16 protein-coding genes and 1 tRNA gene are annotated in these 18,433 nt (G+C 65.5%); 10 read left to right on the top strand and 7 right to left on the bottom strand.

The window, feature by feature from the left end; all coding sequences use genetic code 11:
* Nucleotides 1-55: 55 nt before the first annotated feature.
* Nucleotides 56-1,078, bottom strand: a complete 1,023-nt coding sequence (locus RRU_RS00085) for a complex I NDUFA9 subunit family protein (RefSeq protein ID WP_011387777.1) — start codon at nucleotides 1,076-1,078, stop codon at nucleotides 56-58.
* A gap of 253 nt (nucleotides 1,079-1,331) precedes the next feature.
* On the opposite strand from RRU_RS00085, the gene RRU_RS00080 reads away from it, so the two are divergent.
* The 10 genes from RRU_RS00080 (at nucleotide 1,332) to RRU_RS00035 (ending at nucleotide 9,671) form a co-directional block, all read left to right on the top strand.
* Nucleotides 1,332-1,418: transfer RNA gene (locus RRU_RS00080), tRNA-Leu, on the top strand.
* A gap of 163 nt (nucleotides 1,419-1,581) precedes the next feature.
* Nucleotides 1,582-2,202 (top strand): ribonuclease D, encoded by a 621-nt coding sequence (locus tag RRU_RS00075; protein ID WP_011387776.1) that lies wholly within the window; start codon nucleotides 1,582-1,584, stop codon nucleotides 2,200-2,202.
* Between the two features lie 510 nt (nucleotides 2,203-2,712).
* The gene (locus RRU_RS00070; protein WP_014625856.1) at nucleotides 2,713-3,735 is read left to right on the top strand and encodes a KpsF/GutQ family sugar-phosphate isomerase; all 1,023 of its coding nucleotides are present in this window, start codon (nucleotides 2,713-2,715) and stop codon (nucleotides 3,733-3,735) included.
* Complete coding sequence (gene lptC / locus RRU_RS00065) at nucleotides 3,732-4,556, top strand: LPS export ABC transporter periplasmic protein LptC (protein WP_011387774.1); 825 nt, start codon at nucleotides 3,732-3,734, stop codon at nucleotides 4,554-4,556. Before RRU_RS00070 ends, lptC begins: the two co-directional genes overlap by 4 nt.
* Nucleotides 4,553-5,524 (top strand): LptA/OstA family protein, encoded by a 972-nt coding sequence (locus RRU_RS00060; protein WP_011387773.1) that lies wholly within the window; start codon nucleotides 4,553-4,555, stop codon nucleotides 5,522-5,524. Before lptC ends, RRU_RS00060 begins: the two co-directional genes overlap by 4 nt.
* Nucleotides 5,521-6,387 (top strand): LPS export ABC transporter ATP-binding protein, encoded by an 867-nt coding sequence (gene lptB / locus RRU_RS00055; protein ID WP_011387772.1) that lies wholly within the window; start codon nucleotides 5,521-5,523, stop codon nucleotides 6,385-6,387. The genes RRU_RS00060 and lptB overlap by 4 nt, the downstream gene beginning before the upstream one ends.
* Nucleotides 6,388-6,404: 17 nt before the next feature.
* Complete coding sequence (gene rpoN, locus RRU_RS00050) at nucleotides 6,405-7,907, top strand: RNA polymerase factor sigma-54 (RefSeq protein WP_011387771.1); 1,503 nt, start codon at nucleotides 6,405-6,407, stop codon at nucleotides 7,905-7,907.
* A gap of 389 nt (nucleotides 7,908-8,296) precedes the next feature.
* Nucleotides 8,297-8,761 carry a PTS IIA-like nitrogen regulatory protein PtsN gene (gene ptsN, locus RRU_RS00045; RefSeq protein ID WP_011387770.1) on the top strand — a complete coding sequence of 155 codons (465 nt, stop codon included), beginning with the start codon at nucleotides 8,297-8,299 and terminating at the stop codon, nucleotides 8,759-8,761.
* Nucleotides 8,762-9,019: 258 nt separating this feature from the next.
* Complete coding sequence (locus RRU_RS00040; RefSeq protein ID WP_011387769.1) at nucleotides 9,020-9,226, top strand: hypothetical protein; 207 nt, start codon at nucleotides 9,020-9,022, stop codon at nucleotides 9,224-9,226.
* 145 nt (nucleotides 9,227-9,371) lie between these two features.
* A complete protein-coding gene (locus RRU_RS00035; protein ID WP_162470589.1) occupies nucleotides 9,372-9,671 on the top strand; it encodes a hypothetical protein in 300 nt (99 codons plus the stop codon).
* 105 nt (nucleotides 9,672-9,776) lie between these two features.
* Here the strand turns inward: RRU_RS00035 and RRU_RS00030 are convergent, their stop codons facing one another.
* From RRU_RS00030 to dnaA, 6 genes are all read right to left on the bottom strand, one after another.
* Nucleotides 9,777-10,919, bottom strand: a complete 1,143-nt coding sequence (locus RRU_RS00030) for an ImmA/IrrE family metallo-endopeptidase (protein ID WP_011387767.1) — start codon at nucleotides 10,917-10,919, stop codon at nucleotides 9,777-9,779.
* Nucleotides 10,906-11,250 (bottom strand): killer suppression protein HigA, encoded by a 345-nt coding sequence (locus RRU_RS00025; protein ID WP_011387766.1) that lies wholly within the window; start codon nucleotides 11,248-11,250, stop codon nucleotides 10,906-10,908. The genes RRU_RS00030 and RRU_RS00025 overlap by 14 nt, the downstream gene beginning before the upstream one ends.
* Nucleotides 11,251-11,663: 413 nt before the next feature.
* Nucleotides 11,664-14,072 (bottom strand): DNA topoisomerase (ATP-hydrolyzing) subunit B, encoded by a 2,409-nt coding sequence (gyrB, locus tag RRU_RS00020; protein ID WP_011387765.1) that lies wholly within the window; start codon nucleotides 14,070-14,072, stop codon nucleotides 11,664-11,666.
* A gap of 64 nt (nucleotides 14,073-14,136) precedes the next feature.
* Nucleotides 14,137-15,264 carry a DNA replication/repair protein RecF gene (gene recF, locus RRU_RS00015; RefSeq protein WP_011387764.1) on the bottom strand — a complete coding sequence of 376 codons (1,128 nt, stop codon included), beginning with the start codon at nucleotides 15,262-15,264 and terminating at the stop codon, nucleotides 14,137-14,139.
* A 59-nt stretch (nucleotides 15,265-15,323) separates the two neighbouring features.
* Nucleotides 15,324-16,442, bottom strand: coding sequence for a DNA polymerase III subunit beta (dnaN, locus tag RRU_RS00010; RefSeq protein WP_011387763.1), 1,119 nt, complete (start codon nucleotides 16,440-16,442; stop codon nucleotides 15,324-15,326).
* 234 nt (nucleotides 16,443-16,676) lie between these two features.
* Nucleotides 16,677-18,206 carry a chromosomal replication initiator protein DnaA gene (gene dnaA, locus RRU_RS00005; RefSeq protein WP_011387762.1) on the bottom strand — a complete coding sequence of 510 codons (1,530 nt, stop codon included), beginning with the start codon at nucleotides 18,204-18,206 and terminating at the stop codon, nucleotides 16,677-16,679.
* Nucleotides 18,207-18,433: the final 227 nt, after the last annotated feature.

Genomic DNA, 18,433 nt, shown 5'->3' with positions numbered 1-18,433 from the left:
GCAAAAGCGGAGCGGAGGCGCCGCAATGGAGCGGCCGGTGTTCCCGGCGCCTCGCTCACACCTTTGGCGGGCGGCCGTCGCCGCGCAGGATCATGTGGCGGTCAAGCCCGCGGAAACGGCTGAGATAGGTGGGCAAGATCGCCTCGGCCGCCTCGGGCTCGATGCCAAGATCGCCAAGACCGGGCAGGGCGCCCGAACACACGTTGTCGACTTCCATCAGCCGCACCTGATCGCTGGTCAGCGGCGGATTGGGCAGCTTTTCAAGCAAACGCCCCTGCAGCCGGGCGACCCAGAACGGCAGCGGAACCACAAGGGTGCGCCGGCGGGTCACCGCGACCACCAGATCCATGATCTCTTTCATGGAATAAACCCGGGGGCCGCCCAGTTCATAGGTTTTGCCGCGCAGGGCCGGGGTATCGAGGATGGCGATCATGGCGCGGGCGACATCGCCGACATAAACCGGCTGGAACTTCGGGCCGCCGCTGCCCGCCAGATCGATCCCGCAAACGCCCGAGCCGCCGCGCCGGAAGCCGTCGCGGGTGAAATAGGGCAGCACCGGCGAAAGCCGCTGGAGACCGGCGAACAGGTTGAAGAACCCGTCGTCGGGGCCGAAGACAACGCTGGGGCGCAAAATGGTGGCGGCGGGAAAGGCCTCGCGCACGGCCTTTTCGCCCAAAGCCTTTGTTTTGCTATAGTTGGCGTCCGAGGCCTCATCGGCCCCCAGGGCCGACATGTGGATCAGGGCGTCGACGCCGGCTTCGGCGCTGGCCCGGGCGACGGTGGCCGCCCCGTCGACATGAACCGCCTGAAAGGTCCGCCGGCCGCTTTCGGCCAGGATGCCCACCAGATTGACCACCTGATCGGCGCCTTCGACGGCGCGCTTGACCGAAGCGGCATCCGACACCGAGGCCGAGATCGGGGCGATCTGGCCCAGTTGGCCGAGGGGCTTGAGGAAATGGGCCTTCTCGGTATCGCGCACGGCGACGCGCACCCGCGCCCCCTGGTCGGCCAACAGGGCGACCAATTGCCTGCCGATGGAGCCCGAGCCCCCGAAAACGGTAACGACGCGGCCAGTCATCTTGCGCCTTCCCTTCGCCTTGCGATCCGTCCGACGTCGATGGCGACGCCGCCCCGATCCGGCTCAAACAACCGGAGCGGAGGAAACCTGACATAAGCCTTCCCCGAACGCAACGCAATCACCCCCCGCCCCACGGGTGAGCGGGGCGCGGATCGGGGTAAGAACCATAAAAAAACGATGGCCATGATTTTTCCCTTTGACAGGTGCGATAAACCCCTTTAGAGATTTGCGCCCTGCCGACAAAGCAGCCTGAGCCCAGGTGGCGGAATTGGTAGACGCGCAGGTTTCAGGTACCTGTGGCCGAAAGGTCGTGGAAGTTCGAGTCTTCTCCTGGGCACCAAATCACACTACCGTATCGTTAGCCGCCGACGGCCGGATCCCCCCAAGGGATCCGGCGGCGGCGCGACGCGTTTTGGCGGTTGGCGCCCTGGCGGTTCCACCCCGTGCTCAAGCGCCTCCCCGCCGATCCTCTCGGCTTTCGCTCCCGCCGCTGGACCCCATCGATGACCATCGCACCGACCATCCATTACCACCGCGGCGACCTGCCCAGCGGTCTGACCTTCCCCCAGGGCATCGCCGTCGATACCGAGACCATGGGGCTGAACCCCCATCGCGATCGCCTGTGCGTCGTCCAGCTTTCGGGCGGCGACAACATCGCCCATGTCGTCCATCTGAACCGCGACCTGCAGGCCCCGGTGCTGGCGTCGTTGCTTGGCGATCCCTCGGTGCTGAAGATCATGCATTTCGGCCGCTTCGACATCGCCTCGATCCACCACGGCCTGGGCGTGCTGTGCGAGCCGGTCTATTGCACGAAGATCGCCAGCAAGCTGTGCCGCACCAATACGGATAGCCACGGGCTGAAGGCCTTGTGCAAGGACCTGCTGGGCGTCGATCTGTCCAAGCATCAGCAAACCAGCGACTGGGGCGCCGAAAGCCTGAGCCCCGAGCAGTTGACCTATGCCGCCAGCGATGTCTTGTACCTGCACGCGCTGAAGGCCCGCCTGGATGGCCTGCTCGCCCGCGAAGGCCGCACGACCCTGGCCGAAGGCTGCTTCCGCTTCCTGCCCACCCGCGCCCTGCTCGATCTGGCCGGCTGGGAAGAGCCCGATATCTTCAGTCATTGATCCCCTCTGGGGATGGTCCGTGATCCCCGGTCGTCCGCAAGGCTGGCCGGACACCGCCATTGACCCGAGCGCACGGCTTTTCCATAGTTTGCCCCCAGGGCGCTTGCCTGTATCCCTGAGGCGGGCTACACCTCTGCGACGTTCGGAGGGAGGTGCGGCACGCTTTACCGACCGTCCACCAAGCCCCGAACCGACCCCGCCCGCCGACCGGATCCGCCATGATGGCGCCATGTCGGCCCGCGATACTGTCTGACTGAAAAGCCGCCGGTTTTTCAGGGACGGGGGTCCGCCCTTTCCGAGGATCCGTTTCGGGCGACCCCCTGGGTACGGAGAAGGGGACCGCCCCTGCGGGACCCCGGTCCTAGATCGAACTGCGTTGGATGGGCCCCCTTTAACGCAGACACCTTGATCTGGATTCAGTGGATTAGAACGATGACAGAGCGGAAAACCGGCAGTCCCTTTTCCGCTCGCCGCTCTAGACTTGGCTTCGAGGAAGGCAACGGTTTCGCGATGACGATCCCCTCTCCCAGCATTTCCGCTCCGGTGGCCGACCTCTCCGACGAGGCGGGCCGCGCCCTCGCTTGCGCCCGCCATGTCCTCGAGGCCGAGGCCGAGGCCCTGCGGGCGCTGGCCGCCGATCTGAACGGCGCCTTCACCGCCGCCATCGACCTGCTGTGCGACGGCCCGGCCAAGCGATCGGGCAAGGTGATCATTTCGGGCATGGGCAAAAGCGGCCATGTCGCGGCCAAGATCGCCGCCACCCTGGCCTCGACCGGAACGCCGTCGTTCTTCGTCCACCCCGCCGAAGCCAGCCACGGCGACCTGGGGATGATCGGGCGCAGCGACGCGGTGATCGCCCTGTCGAATTCCGGCGAAACCCCCGAACTGGCCGATATGGTGGCCTATACCCGGCGCATGGGCATTCCGCTGATCTCGATCACCGGCCGTCATCCCAGCGCCCTGTCGGACGCCGCCGATGTCGCCCTGGTGCTGCCGGCCTTGACCGAGGCCTGCCCCCATGGCCTCGCCCCCACCACCTCGACCACGGCGATGATGGCCCTGGGCGACGCCCTGGCCGTGGCCCTGCTCGAGCGTCGCGGCTTCACCGCCAGCGATTTCCGGCTGTTCCACCCCGGCGGCCAGTTGGGGCGCAAGCTGCTCAAGGTCGCCGACCTGATGCACGGCCAAGACCGCCTGCCGCTGGTCGGCCCGGCCACGCCGATGGCCGAGGCCATCCTTGAAATCAGCTCCAAAAGCCTGGGCTGCGTCGGTGTCGTCGACGCGGCCGGCCGCCTCGCCGGCATCATCACCGATGGCGACCTGCGCCGCCATATGGGCGCCGACCTGTGGTCGCGCACCGCCGGCTCGGTGATGACCCCCACCCCCAAGACCATCGCGCCGACGACCCTGGCGATCGAGGGCCTGCGGATCATGAACGAAAGCGCCATCACCGGCCTGTTCGCCCTTGACGCCGACAAGCGCCCGGTCGGTTTCCTGCATCTGCATGACTGCCTGAGGGCGGGGCTTGCATGAGCGGCGAGGCGCACCCCACGCCCCAGGCATCCCAACCGCCGCCGCTGGTGGCGGTGCGGGCCGACAGCGTGGTGCGCCTTCACGAGGGGGCGCCGCCGATGCGCCCGCGCAAAACCCGCCCGGCCGGCGCCTCGCCCCAGGGCTATAGCCGGTTCGTCGCGCTGATGAAGCTGCTGCTGCCCAGTCTGGCGGCGGCGATGCTGGGGGTGGTGCTGGCCTGGCCGCAGATCGCCGACCGCACCGAATCCCTCAATCTTGATTTCTCGGCCCTCGACCCCTCGGCGATCGATCTCAAAAGCGTGGTCAATCCCCGCTATCTGGGCACGGATTCGACCGACCAGCCCTTCACGGTGACGGCCGATCTGGCGACCGAGATGGGGGCGGGCGACGAACGCACCCGCCTGACCAACCCCAAGGGCGACCTGACCCAATCAAGCGGCAAATGGCTCTCGCTATCGAGCGATCTGGGCTATCTCACCGACCAGAAACAGGTGGTCGATCTGGAAAGCGGCGTTCTGCTCTATCGGGACGATGGCTTCCAGTTCCAGACCAACGCCGCGCGCATTCACCTCGATACCGACGAGGCGATGGGCGATCAGCCGGTCAAGGGCCAGGGGCCGGGGCTGGAAATCGTATCGGAGGGATTCCGCGTGCTTGACGGCGGCAACCGGATCTTGTTCACCGGCAAGGCCAAGCTGGTGGTCACCGAGTCCGACCCGGCCGCGCCTTCGCCGGCCAAGCGCCCCGCCACCGATCCCGAACCGTCTGGCCTCCATTCTGGCCCTCCTTCTGGCCCCCATCCTGGAAAGACCAAACCATGACCCACGCGGCGCCGGCCTTCCCCCCTTCGCCCACGGCCGGATCCCGGCTGATCCGGGCGTTGGGCGTGGCCGCCCTGCTGGTCCTCGCCCCGACCGCCGCCGGGGCGCAGACGGCCGGGGGCCAGCCGCTCGAGGTCTATGCCGATGACGGGATCGAATGGCGCCGCGACGAGGCCGTTTACATCGCCAACGGCAATGCCGCCGCCATCCAGGGCGACAGCGAGGTCCGCGCCGACCGCCTGCTCGCCCGCTATCGCACCGATGCCAGCGCCGGCGCGGAGTCGAGCGATACCGGCGGTGGCGACATCTACCGCATGGAAGCCCACGGCAATGTCCGCATCCTGCTGACCGATCGCACCATCACCGGCACCGACGCCGTGCGCGATCTTGATCGCAAGGTCATGTGGCTGACCGGCGACAATCTCAAAATGGAATCGGCCTCCGACATCGTCACCGCCGACGACAGTCTGGAGTATTGGGAAGAGCGCAATCTGGCGGTGGCGCGCGGCAATGCCACCTCGCGCCAGATCGCCTCGCGCCAGACCATCACCGCCGACGTGCTGACCGCCTATTTCAAGGACGCCTCCACCCCCAAGACCGCCGGCTCCGCCAAGGGCAAGCCCGCGACAAGCAAATCCGGCGCCGGCTTGGCCGCGCCGGCCGAGGGATCGAATATCAAGGTGATGACGGCGGTGGGCAATGTGGTGGTCGTCACCCCCAACGAGGTGATCCGGGGCGACGAGGCGACCTATGACCCGACCAGCGGTCAGGCGACGGTGCTTGGCGCGGTGCGCATCACCACCGAGGGCGAGCAACTTAACGGCACCCGGGCCACGGTCAACATGAAGACCGGGGTCAGCCGGCTGTTCGGCGATGGCCAGGACCGGGCACGGGCCTTGTTCAAACCCTCGGCGAACGGTAATGGTGAGCGCAAGGGATTGATCGGCGGACAGGGAGGGACGAAATGACCGAAGAGCCCCGCCTTGTCGCCACCCCAGATACCGACCCCAAGACCGCCGTCGACGCCCCCCCGGGCGACCAGCCCCGGGACGAACCGGCGACCCCGGCGGCGACGCCCGCGCGCGAGGACGAGCCGCCGCGCCCCCTGCCCTTCGGACTGGCCGCCGTCGGCCTGGGCAAACGCTTCAAAAAGCGCCGGGTGCTGCGCGATGTCAGCCTGTCGGTCCAGCGCGGCGAGGCCGTCGGCCTGCTTGGCCCCAATGGCGCGGGCAAGACCACCTGCTTTTACTGCGTGACCGGATTGATCACCCCCGACGAGGGATCGATCTATCTGGACGGCGCCGATGTCACCACCTTGCCGATGTACCGCCGCGCCCGCCTGGGCATCGGCTATCTGCCGCAGGAGGCCTCGATCTTTCGCGGCTTGAGCGTCGAGCAGAACGTGCTGGGCGTGCTGGAGGTGGTCGAGCCCGATCCCGAGATCCGCCGCGAGGAGCTTGAAACCCTGCTGAGCGAGTTTTCCATCGCCCACCTGCGCCATTCGCCGGCGATGGCGTTGTCGGGCGGCGAGCGCCGACGCGCCGAGATCGCCCGGGCCCTGGCCTCGCGCCCCGGCTTCATTCTGCTTGATGAACCGCTGGCCGGCATCGATCCGATCGCCGTTGGCGAAATCCGCGATCTTGTCGCCCACCTCAAGGATCGGGGCCTTGGCGTCCTGATCACCGATCACAACGTTCGGGAAACCCTGGAGATCGTCGACCGCGCCTACATTCTTCATGAAGGAACGGTGATGATGGAGGGCCCGCCCTCCGCAATCGTCGTCCATGAAGGGGTCCGACGGGTCTACCTGGGGGACCACTTTAGCCTCTAAGGGGGGGGCCGCGCACCATGGTGATGTCGCCCCGTCTGGATCTTCGCCAGACTCAGTCTCTGGTCATGACACCCCAACTGCAGCAGGCGATCAAGCTGCTGCAGCTGTCCAATATGGAGCTCTCGGTCTACGTCGATCAGGAACTCGAGCGCAATCCGCTGCTCGAGCGCGACGACTCGGCCGACGTCAGCCCCGAGCCCGACCGCCGCGAGGAACGCGCCGACAGCGCCGAGACCCAGGTGCTCGATGTCGTGCCCGGCAATACCACCGACGCGCCGCTCGACCAGGATTTCAACACCGCCGCCGAGGAGGGGACGCCGTCCGACAGCTGGGCCGAAGCTGGCGGCGGCTTTGACGCCGGCACCCCCTGGGGCTCGGGAACCAGCGGCTCGTTCGATGACAGCGACGGCGGACTGGAACAGATGGTCGCCGGGCCGCGGTCCTTGCGCGACCACCTGAGCGACCAGATCACCCTTGATCTCAAGACCTCGGCCGACCGGCTGATCGCCCACCATCTGATGGGCATGCTTGATGACGCCGGCTATCTGATCGGCGCCCTCGACGAGGTGGCCGACAGCCTGGGGTGCTCCTTGGCCGAGGTTGAACGGGTGCTGGGCCGCCTTCAGGCGATGGACCCGCCCGGCCTCTTCGCCCGCTCGCTCAAGGAATGCCTGGCGATCCAACTGGCCGACCTCAACCGACTCGACCCGGCGATGCAGGCGCTGCTTGACCATCTCGAGATGCTCGGGCGGCGCGATATCGCCGGTCTGCTCAAGATTTGCGGAGTCGATCACGAGGATATGATGGGGATGATCGCCGAGATCCGGGCGCTTGATCCCAAGCCGGCGCTGCGCTTTGAAAACACCCTGACCCAGCCGGTGATCCCCGATGTGCTGATGCGCCCCGATCCGGCGGGGGGCTGGCTGGTCGAACTCAACAGCGAAACCCTGCCCCGCGTGCTGATCAACAACCGCTATCACGCCCGGTTGAGCCGCAGCGGCGACAAGGAAACCCGAACGTTCTTGTCGGAGAATCTGGCCACCGCCAATTGGCTGGTGAAATCCCTCGACCAGCGGGCCAATACCATCTTGAAGGTGGCGACCGAACTGGTCCGCCAGCAGGACGCCTTCTTCCTGCATGGCGTTCGTCACCTGCGGCCGCTGATCCTGCGCGACATCGCCGAGGCGATCGAAATGCACGAAAGCACGGTCAGCCGGGTGACCAGTAATAAATACATCGCTAGCCCGCGCGGTATTTTCGAGCTCAAGTATTTCTTCACCCAGGCGATCGGCGCCGCCGACGGCGGAGAAAGCCATTCGGCGGAAGCGGTGCGCGATCGCATTCGCTCTCTGATTGAAGCTGAGAGCCCCGATCAGGTATTGTCCGACGACAAACTCGTCGATATCCTGCGCACCGACGGCATCGACATCGCCCGGCGAACGGTGGCTAAATATCGGGAAGGAATGCGGATCGCCTCGTCGGTGCGCCGCAAAAAGGAAAAATCGGGGCGCCTACCTTGACCACCCCCGCCGGCCTTCTGATATCCTCTCGACAGGAGATCTCCAGTGCCAAACAAGCCTATGCCCTTTCCCCGACTTGACAGGGCCCAAAGCCGCGCATAATGTCCGCGACCGCTGAATAGCCTCTGCTTAGTGGCTTTTCAGGGGAAAAGAATTGCCCGTTGTCTTTGGGAATCGCTTGGTTATCCCTATCTGGAATCAGCGACTCCTAGGCCGGGAAATTCGGTTTTGAAGGTGCAGCACGCCGACGGCTCGCGTCGGCGATCTGGTTCGATCGGGCGCCGATCCGGCACCGATCGAGGGACAGCGACCCGTTCCACCACGGGAACACCCCGCGAAAGGGAACGCGGCCCTCCCCAGGGACGGCCCGGGTTGCAAGAGGAACCGGCATGGAGATTACCGACCTCATTACGCCTGACAGCATCATCGCCAATCTGCGCGTGTCCAGCAAAAAGCAGGCCCTGCAGGAACTGGCGAAGCGTGCTGCCGAGCTTACCGGACAGCACGAGCGCGCTATTTTCGACGTGCTGCTGGAACGGGAAAGGCTGGGAACCACGGGCGTGGGCAATGGCATCGCCATACCCCATGGCAAATTGGCCAGTCTTTCGGGGTTACACGGCCTGTTCGCCCGTCTCGAGGAGCCGATCGACTTCGATTCCATCGATGATCAGCCCGTGGATCTGGTGTTCTTGCTGCTCGCCCCGGAAGCGGCGGGGGCTGATCACCTGAAGGCCTTGGCCCGGGTTTCCCGGTTGCTGCGCGACCGTTCGATTTGCGAGAAGCTGCGCGGCACCAGCGACCCGGAGGCGCTCTATACGCTTCTGGCCCATTCCCAGGCCTCCCAGGCGGCCTGACGCTAGGCCTTCTCGCCGACCTGACGGCCGATGGCCGTCGCCGGGCCTTGCCTTTCGCGGAGCGCCCCGGCGCCCTGAAGGGCCCAACAGATCCCCAAAGGGCGCCCTTCTTGTCGGAAGCGGCGCCCTTCGGTCGTTTGGGGGCCCGATTTGGGTCTTTTTAACTTAAGGATATCTTGACCTCCCAGCCCGTTCTTCGGTTTATCAGGAGCAGAAGAACAAAAGGTCTTTACGACCTAGACGGGAAAGAGAGCGACTATGTCCCATGCTGTCCGCATTACGACCTCCATCGCCATTAGCGCCGTCGAGGCTTGGTGCGAGTCCAACTGCAAGGCGCCCTTCGATGTGCGCATCGCCGGCCTGTCGGACGACCTGCGCCGCAAGACCATCGAACTGTATTTCGAATCCGCCGAGGATCTCACGGCCTTCAAGGACTCCTACAAGACCATCGGCCGGGCCCATTAAGGCAGACCCTTTCGCCCGCCCGACCACGGCGGGGCGATGAGTCGCTCCTCGATCAAGAGTCGGGAGCCGGGTGAAAAAAGCATCTAGAGACTTTCCGCCATAGATGCGAAAGTCTTTATTCCTTTTGCCAACCGGAGGAAGGCCGATGGGTAGTCACGAACACCGACACCAGCACGACCACGACCACATCCACAGCCATCGCCATCCCCATACCCACGCCGATGGCACGACTCACACCCACGAGCATCAGCACGTCCACAGCCACGAGCATGGCCATCAGCACAGCCACCCCCACGACCATGGGGAGGCCGGCCCCGCCGCCGATGGCCACAGCCATCCGCCCGCCGGCCAGACCCACGACCACGACCACCCCAACCACGACCGCAAACCCCACGACCACACCCACGACCCCGCCGACCACGGCGACCACGACCATCCCCACTGAGGACCCGGCCAAACAAAACCCCCGCTGGCTTGCGCCAGCGGGGGTTTTCTGTGGGGGGAGTTTACAGGGTCTCTCATCGTGACAGCGGCGATCCCCTAAGCACGTTTAAACCGACGGATGGGATACCGCGCTTTCTGCCGGCCACCGAAAGGTGGTCTTCAAAGAGTTCAGGGTTGTCGCATAGGAAAGATGGGAGTCGTGTTGAAGCTGACCAACGATGATCCCCGGAGAAAGGGAGTGCTCTTTGGCAAAGGCCCGAATCCGCGGCGCTGAAAAATCGCCAGCGGCCGTGAAGGCCATCCACGCCGAGCGAGGAATAAGGGTGGTCGCCGCGAACACATTGGCTTCGCGCTCGCGCTGGGCGCTTTCCGGGGTCGGCGCCTCCCCTTTTTTCAGCTTTTCCTCAAGGATCAGCTTCTTTGGATGCAGCAGGACATGGCCGGCTTCATGGAAGAAAGTGAACCAAAGGTGATCATCCGTCTTATGACGCAGGCTAAGCTGGATCAGGGCCTTGTCTTTTGATAGCCAGCGGGTGGCGCCACTCAGGCATGTTTTGGGAAGCTCCGGGGTAAACACGACCGCGACCCCGACGCAGGCGCATCTCTCGATGAGACTCGGCTGAAAGACCTCCGGCGCTTCGCGCGTCAACTCCCGCACGCTCTTAAGAACCCGCCTAAAGCCGGCCTCATCGAAAGGCCCGCATGGCCTCGCGCCAGCGACCATTTCCCCCCGGCGCAGCCAAGCCGAAACCGATTCAGGCGCACTCTGAAAGGAAGGCGACCGCCGGTAGGCGATCTGTTCGGCCGCGCTGGCGGTCATGGCTTGCCAAGCCTCGACGCTGGCGACCCCGAAGAACGCCAGAAGCTTCGCCACCTCATCAACGCGATCGGACGGCTTGTCGATCCAACCCAACCGAACCATGGCGGCGATCGGGAAGCGCTTGGCCCAATCCCGCTGGTCGCTCAAACGCTGACGGTCGCGCTGTTCGGCCAGACGAAGACGATACAAGCTTTCAAGAGTGAGCCAGTAGCTCGCCGGCATCCCGAGCACCCGCTCAAATTCAAGGGCGGTTTCGGGCATGATCGGCGCTTTTCCGGCGATGATCTCACTGATCATCTTTGCCGAATGTCCGCAGCGCTCGGCGAACTCGGCCTTTTGAAGGCCACGCCCCGCCAGGGTCTTATCGAGAATGCGCCCGGGGAGCACCGCATAATCGGGCGTACCCGTCAGCCGCTCAGCTTTCTCCATGATAATCCCCCACAAACACGATCTCGACCTCGGTTACCAACGTAAGGTCAACGCTTCCATCGGCGCAGCGCGGAAGAGGGGTGTTCGCCGGGACAAGGCAGATACGCACACCCCCATGCGCCTCCACGGCCCACTGCCCCTTCCTCCTGCCGTCCAGCTTATGCCGACGCTCCGGCGGATAGATCGGAATGTCGCCCAGCGTTGGCATCGCCATCAGGGTCGTGATTCGATCCTCGATTTCCTCGGCACAGGGTTTTCCAAAGGCCTTTACCAGCTTTTGCTGCGTCGTACAGAGCTTGAGCAGCTTGGTTGTAGCGTAGCTAACCAGCACGGACGCCCCCTGGACTTAACGTGATAGGTAAAGCCTTTTGCCAAAAAATCAAGGAGGACCGCGACGAGCCCGACAGACGGCTCCCGCATAGACTGTGGACCCTGTTTTCCTAACCTCTTGAAGACCCTTGCCTAAGCGGAAAATCCTACCCCATGCCAACTAGAAACCACCACCATAAGTTAATTTTCCAGGATCTATTTTCGCCGCCAAGCGCCCGTCCCTCCGCCCCAACGGTTTTTCCCAAACAAAACCCCCGCCGGCTTGCGCCAGCGGGGGTTTTTAGTCGGCAGGAGGGGGCGGGGGCGTCCCCTTAGGGCGGTGTGGGGGAAATATGGTCCCCGCACACCGCTCTAAGATCTTGATCGCGAAGCAAATCGTCGTCGCGATCTGGTTCAGATCGCTCGGGATTTGCCTTAAACGTCCAGGTTCTGGACGTTCAGGGCGTTGTCTTGGATAAAGTCGCGGCGGGGTTCGACGATGTCGCCCATCAGGGTGCTGAACACATCCTCGGCGTCGCTGACCTGATTGACCTTCACCTGCAGCAGGCGGCGCACATTGGGATCAAGGGTGGTTTCCCACAGCTGCTCGGGGTTCATCTCGCCCAGGCCCTTATAGCGCTGGATGGCGATGCCCTTGCGGCCGGCGGCCATCACGGCGTTGATCAAGGTCATCGGGCCGGGGATGATCTGGTCGCCGTCCTTGATCCGCAGGCGACCGGGCTGCTCATAGAATTCGCGCAAGGCGGCCGCCATGGAGTCAAGCCGGCGGGCCTCGGTGCTGTGGATGACCTGGGGATCGATGACATGGGTCTCGGTCACCCCGCGCAGCGTGCGCTGGAACACCATGCCGCCCCCGGCGGCCAGGGTGCCGGTCCAGCCGCGTTCCAGCGGGCTTTCCAGGGCGTCGATCCGGCGGGCGACATCGGCGGCCGCGGCGCTGGCGCGGGCGTCGTCATTGACGATCTCGGTATGGAAGGCCCCGGCGACCGCCGCCTGTTCAAGCAAGACCCACGGCACCTTGCGGCCCATGGCGGCGATGGCGTTGCGCGCAAGGCGGGCGCGTTCGACCAGGGCGCGCAGATCGGGACCGGCCATCTGCACGCCGGCGGCGGTGGTGTAGACGGTCTCATCCAGGCCGGTATCCAGCAGATAGTCCTCAAGCTCGCGGTCGTCCTTGAGGTACTGCTCGGAATTGCCGCGCTTGGCCCGATACAGCGGCGGCTGGGCGATATAAAGATAGCCCTTCTCGACGACCTCGGGCATCTGGCGGAAGAAGAAGGTCAACAGCAGGGTGCGGATATGGCTGCCGTCGACGTCGGCGTCGGTCATGATGATGATCTTGTGGTAGCGGGCCTTGCCGACATCGAAATCATCCTTGCCGATGCCGGTGCCAAGCGCGGCGATCAGCGTGCCGATTTCCGCCGAGGATAGCATCTTGTCAAAGCGCGCCCGCTCGACGTTGAGGATCTTGCCGCGCAACGGCAAGATCGCCTGATAGCCGCGATCGCGCCCCTGCTTGGCCGAGCCGCCGGCGGAGTCTCCCTCGACGATGAACAGTTCGGACTGGGCCGGATCGCGGTTCTGACAGTCGGCCAGCTTGCCGGGCAGGCTGGCCATGTCGAGCGCGCCCTTGCGCCGGGTCAGTTCGCGGGCGCGGCGGGCGGCCTCGCGGGCGGCGGCGGCTTCCACCACCTTGCCGATGATCTTGCGGGCCTCCTGAGGGTGTTCCTCCAGCCACTGGCCCAGACGCTCGACGACCACGGCCTCGACCACCGGCCGAACCTCGCTTGAAACCAGCTTTTCCTTGGTCTGGCTGGAGAACTTGGGATCGGGAACCTTGACCGACAGCACGCAGGTCAACCCCTCGCGCATGTCATCGCCGGTCAGCGTCACCTTTTCCTTTTTCATCAGCCCGCTGTCTTGGGCGTAGCTGTTGAGGGTGCGGGTCAGACCGCCGCGGAAGCCGGCCATATGGGTGCCGCCATCGCGCTGGGGGATGTTGTTGGTGAAGCACAGCACCGTCTCGTGGTAGCTGTCGGTCCATTCCAGCGACAGTTCCACGATCATGCCGTCGCGTTCGCCGATCGCCGTGACCGGCGGGCTGTGCAGAACGGTTTTCGACTTGTCGAGATAGCGGACGAATTCCTCGATGCCGCCGTCGTAGTGGAATTTGGTGGTGCGCGGCTCGGTGCCGCGCTTGTCGGTCAACAGCAGCCGCACCCCGGAATTGAGGAAGGCCAGCTCGCGCAGGCGATGCTCCAGGGTGGCGTAATCATAGGTGGTGATGGCGAAGATCGCCGGCGAGGCCAAAAAGGTGATCTCGGTGCCGGTGCGGTCGCCGCAGTCGCCCACCACCTTCAGCGGCGCCACCACCTCGCCGTGCTCGAAGCGCACGTAGTGTTCCTTGCCGTCGCGCCAGATGCGCAGATCAAGCCAGTCCGACAGGGCGTTGACCACCGATACGCCCACGCCGTGCAGCCCGCCCGACACCTTGTAGGAATTCTGGTCGAACTTTCCGCCGGCATGCAGCTGGGTCATGATCACCTCGGCGGCGCTCACCCCCTCCTCGCGGTGGATATCGACGGGGATGCCGCGGCCATTGTCACAGACCGTCACCGAGCCATCGCCGTTGAGAATGACCTCGGAGTGATCGCAGTAACCGGCGAGCGCCTCGTCGATGGCGTTATCAACCACCTCATAGACCATGTGGTGCAGGCCTGACCCGTCGTCGGTATCGCCGATGTACATGCCGGGGCGCTTGCGCACCGCCTCCAGTCCTTTGAGAACCTTGATGGATTCGGATGTATAGGCCTGCTGGGTCATGGGAGCGGTCTTCTTGTTGTCTACGTGGAAAGGTCCGGCCCGAAAGCCGGCAACGGGGGCTTTGCTAGTCTAGCACGGCCCCCTCGGCGATGCGCAGGAATTGAGCGTTTTTGGCCCAGGAGTCAAAAGCTTGCGCCTCCGTTCCCGAGACCCAGGCCTGAAGTCCCTGGCCGCTCAGGGCCTCGCCCAGGGCGGCGCGGCGCGGCGCATCGAGATGGGCCACGCCCTCGTCGAGCAACAGCAGCGGCGCCACGGCGCGGGCGGCCTCCTGGACCCGGGCCTGGGCCAGGATCAGGGCGATCAGCACCGCCTTCTGCTCGCCGGTCGAGGCCTGGACGGCGGGAATGTCCTTGGGGCCGTGGCGCACCGCCAGATCATCGCGGTGCGGTCCCGGGGCCGGCGCCTCGGGTCCGCGCGCCATGGCCAGGGCGGCGCGCAGGCGGTCTTCGGCGGCCAGGGCCGGGCCGGCGGCCAGCCAGCCGTCGACCTCGGAGACCAGATCGATCCGCGCCCCGGGAAACGGCCCGGTGGCGGCGCGCACCGCCGCCCCCAGGCGGTCGACCAGATCGCGGCGCGCCGCGACGATCGCCACGCCATGGCGGGCCATCACGTCTTCCAGCCCGTCCAGCCAGCCGCGCGACGCCCGTCCCTCGCGCAGCAGGCGGGCGCGTTCGCGCTGGGCCTGGGCGTAAGCGGCGGTGCGTCCGGCGTGATCGGGATCAAGGCCATTGACCAGACGGTCAAGAAAGCGCCGGCGCTCGCTCGCCCCGCCGCGAAACAACCCGTCCATTTCCGGGGTCAGCCACAGCACCGAGAACAGATCGCCCAGCGCCGCCTGACCGGCCGTCGCCCCATCGATGCGCACCAGACGGCGCTCGCCCGCCGTCGCCCGCTCAAGGCCGGTGCCGACATCGACGCCGCGCCCCAGGGTTCCCGGCCCCGCCGGCAACCGCAGATGGGCGGCCACCGCCCAGGGCGGGCCCGCCGTCGCGGCGTCGCCCCCGACCCGGCGGCAGGGATCGGCCAGAGCCGCCCGTCGCAAGCCGCGCCCCGGGGCGAGAAACGACAGGGCTTCCAGCAGATTGGTCTTGCCCGCGCCATTGGGACCGGTCAGCACCAGGGGCCGGGGTCCGACATCCAGGCGCAGCCGGTCGTAGCAGCGAAAGGCGGTCAGGGTCAGCCGCTCGACCACGACGCCCCTTGGCCCTCCAGGGGGCGGCCGGTCGGACGCGGCGGAAAGGGGCGGCGTCGTCACACCCGCATCGGCATCAGCACATAGACGGCCGAGGCGTCGGCGACGTCGCGAATGACCGTCGGCGAGGCGGCGTCGGCAAAGGTCAGGCGCACCGATCCCCCCTCGACCTGACCGAGAATGTCGAGCAGGTAGCGGGAATTGAAGCCGATCTCGAGCGAGGTCGACTGATAGGCCGCCTCGATCTCCTCGACGGCGCTGCCGGCATCGGGACTCGAAGCCGAAAGCGTCATCGTACCCTTGGCGACGGCAACCTTGATGGCCCGGGACTTTTCCGTCGAGATCGCCGACACCCGGTCGGCGGCCTGGGCGAAAAGCTTGCAATCGACTTCCAGAACCTTGTCGTTTTCGGTCGGGATCACGCGCTCGTAATCGGGGAAAGTGCCGTCGATCAGTTTGGAGGTCAGGCGGGTTTCGTCGAAATCGAAGCGGATCTTCTGCTCGGACAGCCCGACGGTGATATCCATGCCGGTCTCTTCGATCAGCTTGCGCAATTCGCCCACGGTCTTGCGCGGCACGATCACCCCGGGCATGCCGGCGGCGCCGGCGGGCAAGGGAATCTCGGCGCGGGCCAAACGGTGGCCATCGGTGGCCACGGCGCGCAACACCGGCACCCCGGCGCTTTCCGTGGCGTGCAGATAGATGCCGTTGAGGTAGTAGCGGGTTTCCTCGGTGGAGATGGCAAAGCGCGTGCGATCGATCAGACCGCGCAGATCGGTCGCCGGCAGCGAGAAGCTGTGACTGAACTCGCCGGCGCTGAGCGCGGGAAAATCCTCGACCGGCAGGCACGACAGCGAAAACCGCGAGCGCCCGGCCTTGAGCACCAGCTGGCCGTCGTTGCCGTCATAGCTCAATTCCACCTGGCTGCCGTCGGGCAGCTTGCGGACGATGTCATACAGGGTATGGGCCGGCGCCGTGGTCGCTCCCGGGGCCAGGGTGGTCGCCGTCACCGTCTCGACGATCTCCAGGTCCATGTCGGTGGCGTTCAGGCTGAAGCCGCTCTCGCCGGTTTCCATCCGCACGTTCGACAAGATGGGAATCGTATTGCGCCGCTCGACGACGCTCTGGACGTGTCCCAAGGACTTGAGAAGGGCGGTGCGCTCGATCGTCAGCTTCATGGGCGGGCCTGAACCGGTGTCGGGACGGTTGGCCCCCGGGGGACCGACCGCACGGGAAGGGGAGATCGGCGACGGGAGACAGCGCCGAAAGGGCGGGAAGTATACGCAGACCACGGCCCCCGCCCAAGCGCTTTCCGCGTCAGGCGACGCCCGCAAGGAGAAGGGGGCGCCTCCCTTTCAACCGCAGACGGCGAAAACCGGGGCGGGAAACGGAGTCGCCGGGGGCCGGAGGCGTCAGGCCTCGAGCATGCGCCGCAGCAGTTCGACATCCTCGGCGAAGGTGCCATCGGCCAGGATCAGTTCCTCGACCTTGCGCACCGCATGCATGACCGTGGTGTGGTCGCGGCCACCGAAGCTTTTGCCGATTTCGGGCAGCGAACGGCTGGTCAGCTGCTTGCAGAGATACATCGCCACCTGCCGGGGCCGGGCCACCGCCCGGGCGCGGCGGGCCGAATGCATATCGGCGAGGCGGATCTTGAAGTGCTCGGCGACCTTCTTTTGAATTTCGTCGACGGTGACGCGCTTGTCATAGGTGCGCAGCAGGTCGTGCAGAACATCCTGGGCGGTTTCCAGGGTCAGATCGCGGCCGACCAGTTGAGCATGGGCGATCAGGCGGATCAGGGCGCCCTCAACCTCGCGGCCGTTCGACGCGATCTTATGGGCGATGAATTCAAGGACCTTTTCGGGCACGGAAACGCCCATGTGCTCGGCCTTCGATTCAAGAATGCCCAGGCGCAGCTCATAGGTGGTGGGATGGAGATCGGCAACCAGACCGCAGGCCATGCGCGAGCGCAGGCGGGCGCCGATGTTTTCCAGATCGGTGGGCGATTTGTCGGCCGACAGCACGATCTGGCTGCCCTGATCGACCAGGGCGTTGAAGGTGTGGAAGAATTCTTCCTGGGTGCTGTCCTTGCCGCTGATGAACTGAATGTCATCGACCATCAGCACTTCGACGCTGCGGAACTGCTCCTTGAACGACATGGTGTCTTGCTGGCGCAGGGCGCGGATGAAGCGGTGCATGAACTGCTCGGCCGACAGATAGATCACCCGGCGATGCGGCGAGGCCTCGCGGATGCCCCGGGCGATCGCATGCATCAGATGGGTCTTGCCCAGACCGACGCCGCCATAAAGGAACAAGGGGTTGAAGGCGACCCCCGTGGAATCGGCCACCCGTTTGGCCGCCGCATAGGCGAACTCATTGGGCTTGCCGACAACGAAGTTATCAAAGGTGAAGCGCGGATCGAGCGGGGCGGAAATGCCGTCGTCAAGGGGGGCCGGCGCCGAGTCGGCTCCTTCGGCGCCACCCTCGGCCGCCACCCGCACCATGGTCCGCGAAGCGCGCGCGGCGGGGCGTGGGGCGCCGGCCTCGGCCGGCCGCTGGCCCGCCGCCGGATCGGAGGCGCCCTCCGCCCTGTCGGCGTCCTGACCGGCGCGGGCCGGCGGAGCGGGAGCGGGCGCGCTCTCGACGATGAAATCGACATAGCGAATCGACGAATCCTCGGCCGCCCACAGCGAGCGGATGCGATCCCCGTAATGGTTCATCACCCAGTCGCGCATGAAACGCGTCGGCACGGCCAGACGCACCTCGCCCTCCACCGCCGCGACCAGGGTCATCGGCACGACCCAGGTCCGATAGGCGGAGTCGCCGAATTCCCGCTTCAAGAAGCCGCGCACCCGGTCCCAACTGGCACTCAGGTCGCAGCCATCAGCACCGGCAAGACTGCCGTTCTGGGGGTTCACGGCGACTCCCGACGATTCGTACATCTCGTGCTCCACTAATGGGTGTCCTTCGGCCGACCCAGATCCAGGCCGTTCCAGAAATAACCCCCGTATCCTCGCGTATTCGGGACGGCGTTCGGCATCCGCAGGCCGGGCTTCGGCCCGTGACAGATGGACGACTCATCCCAAATCAAACAGACTTTAGAAGGCTCGCCGTAGAAAAAATAACAACAGAACCTTAAAATCTCTGACATATCCAAACACCGGCTTTC

This window comes from Rhodospirillum rubrum ATCC 11170 (genome assembly GCF_000013085.1).
In the GTDB taxonomy this organism is placed as follows: Bacteria; Pseudomonadota; Alphaproteobacteria; order Rhodospirillales; family Rhodospirillaceae; genus Rhodospirillum; species Rhodospirillum rubrum.
This window is presented reverse-complemented; position numbering and strand designations above follow the sequence as displayed.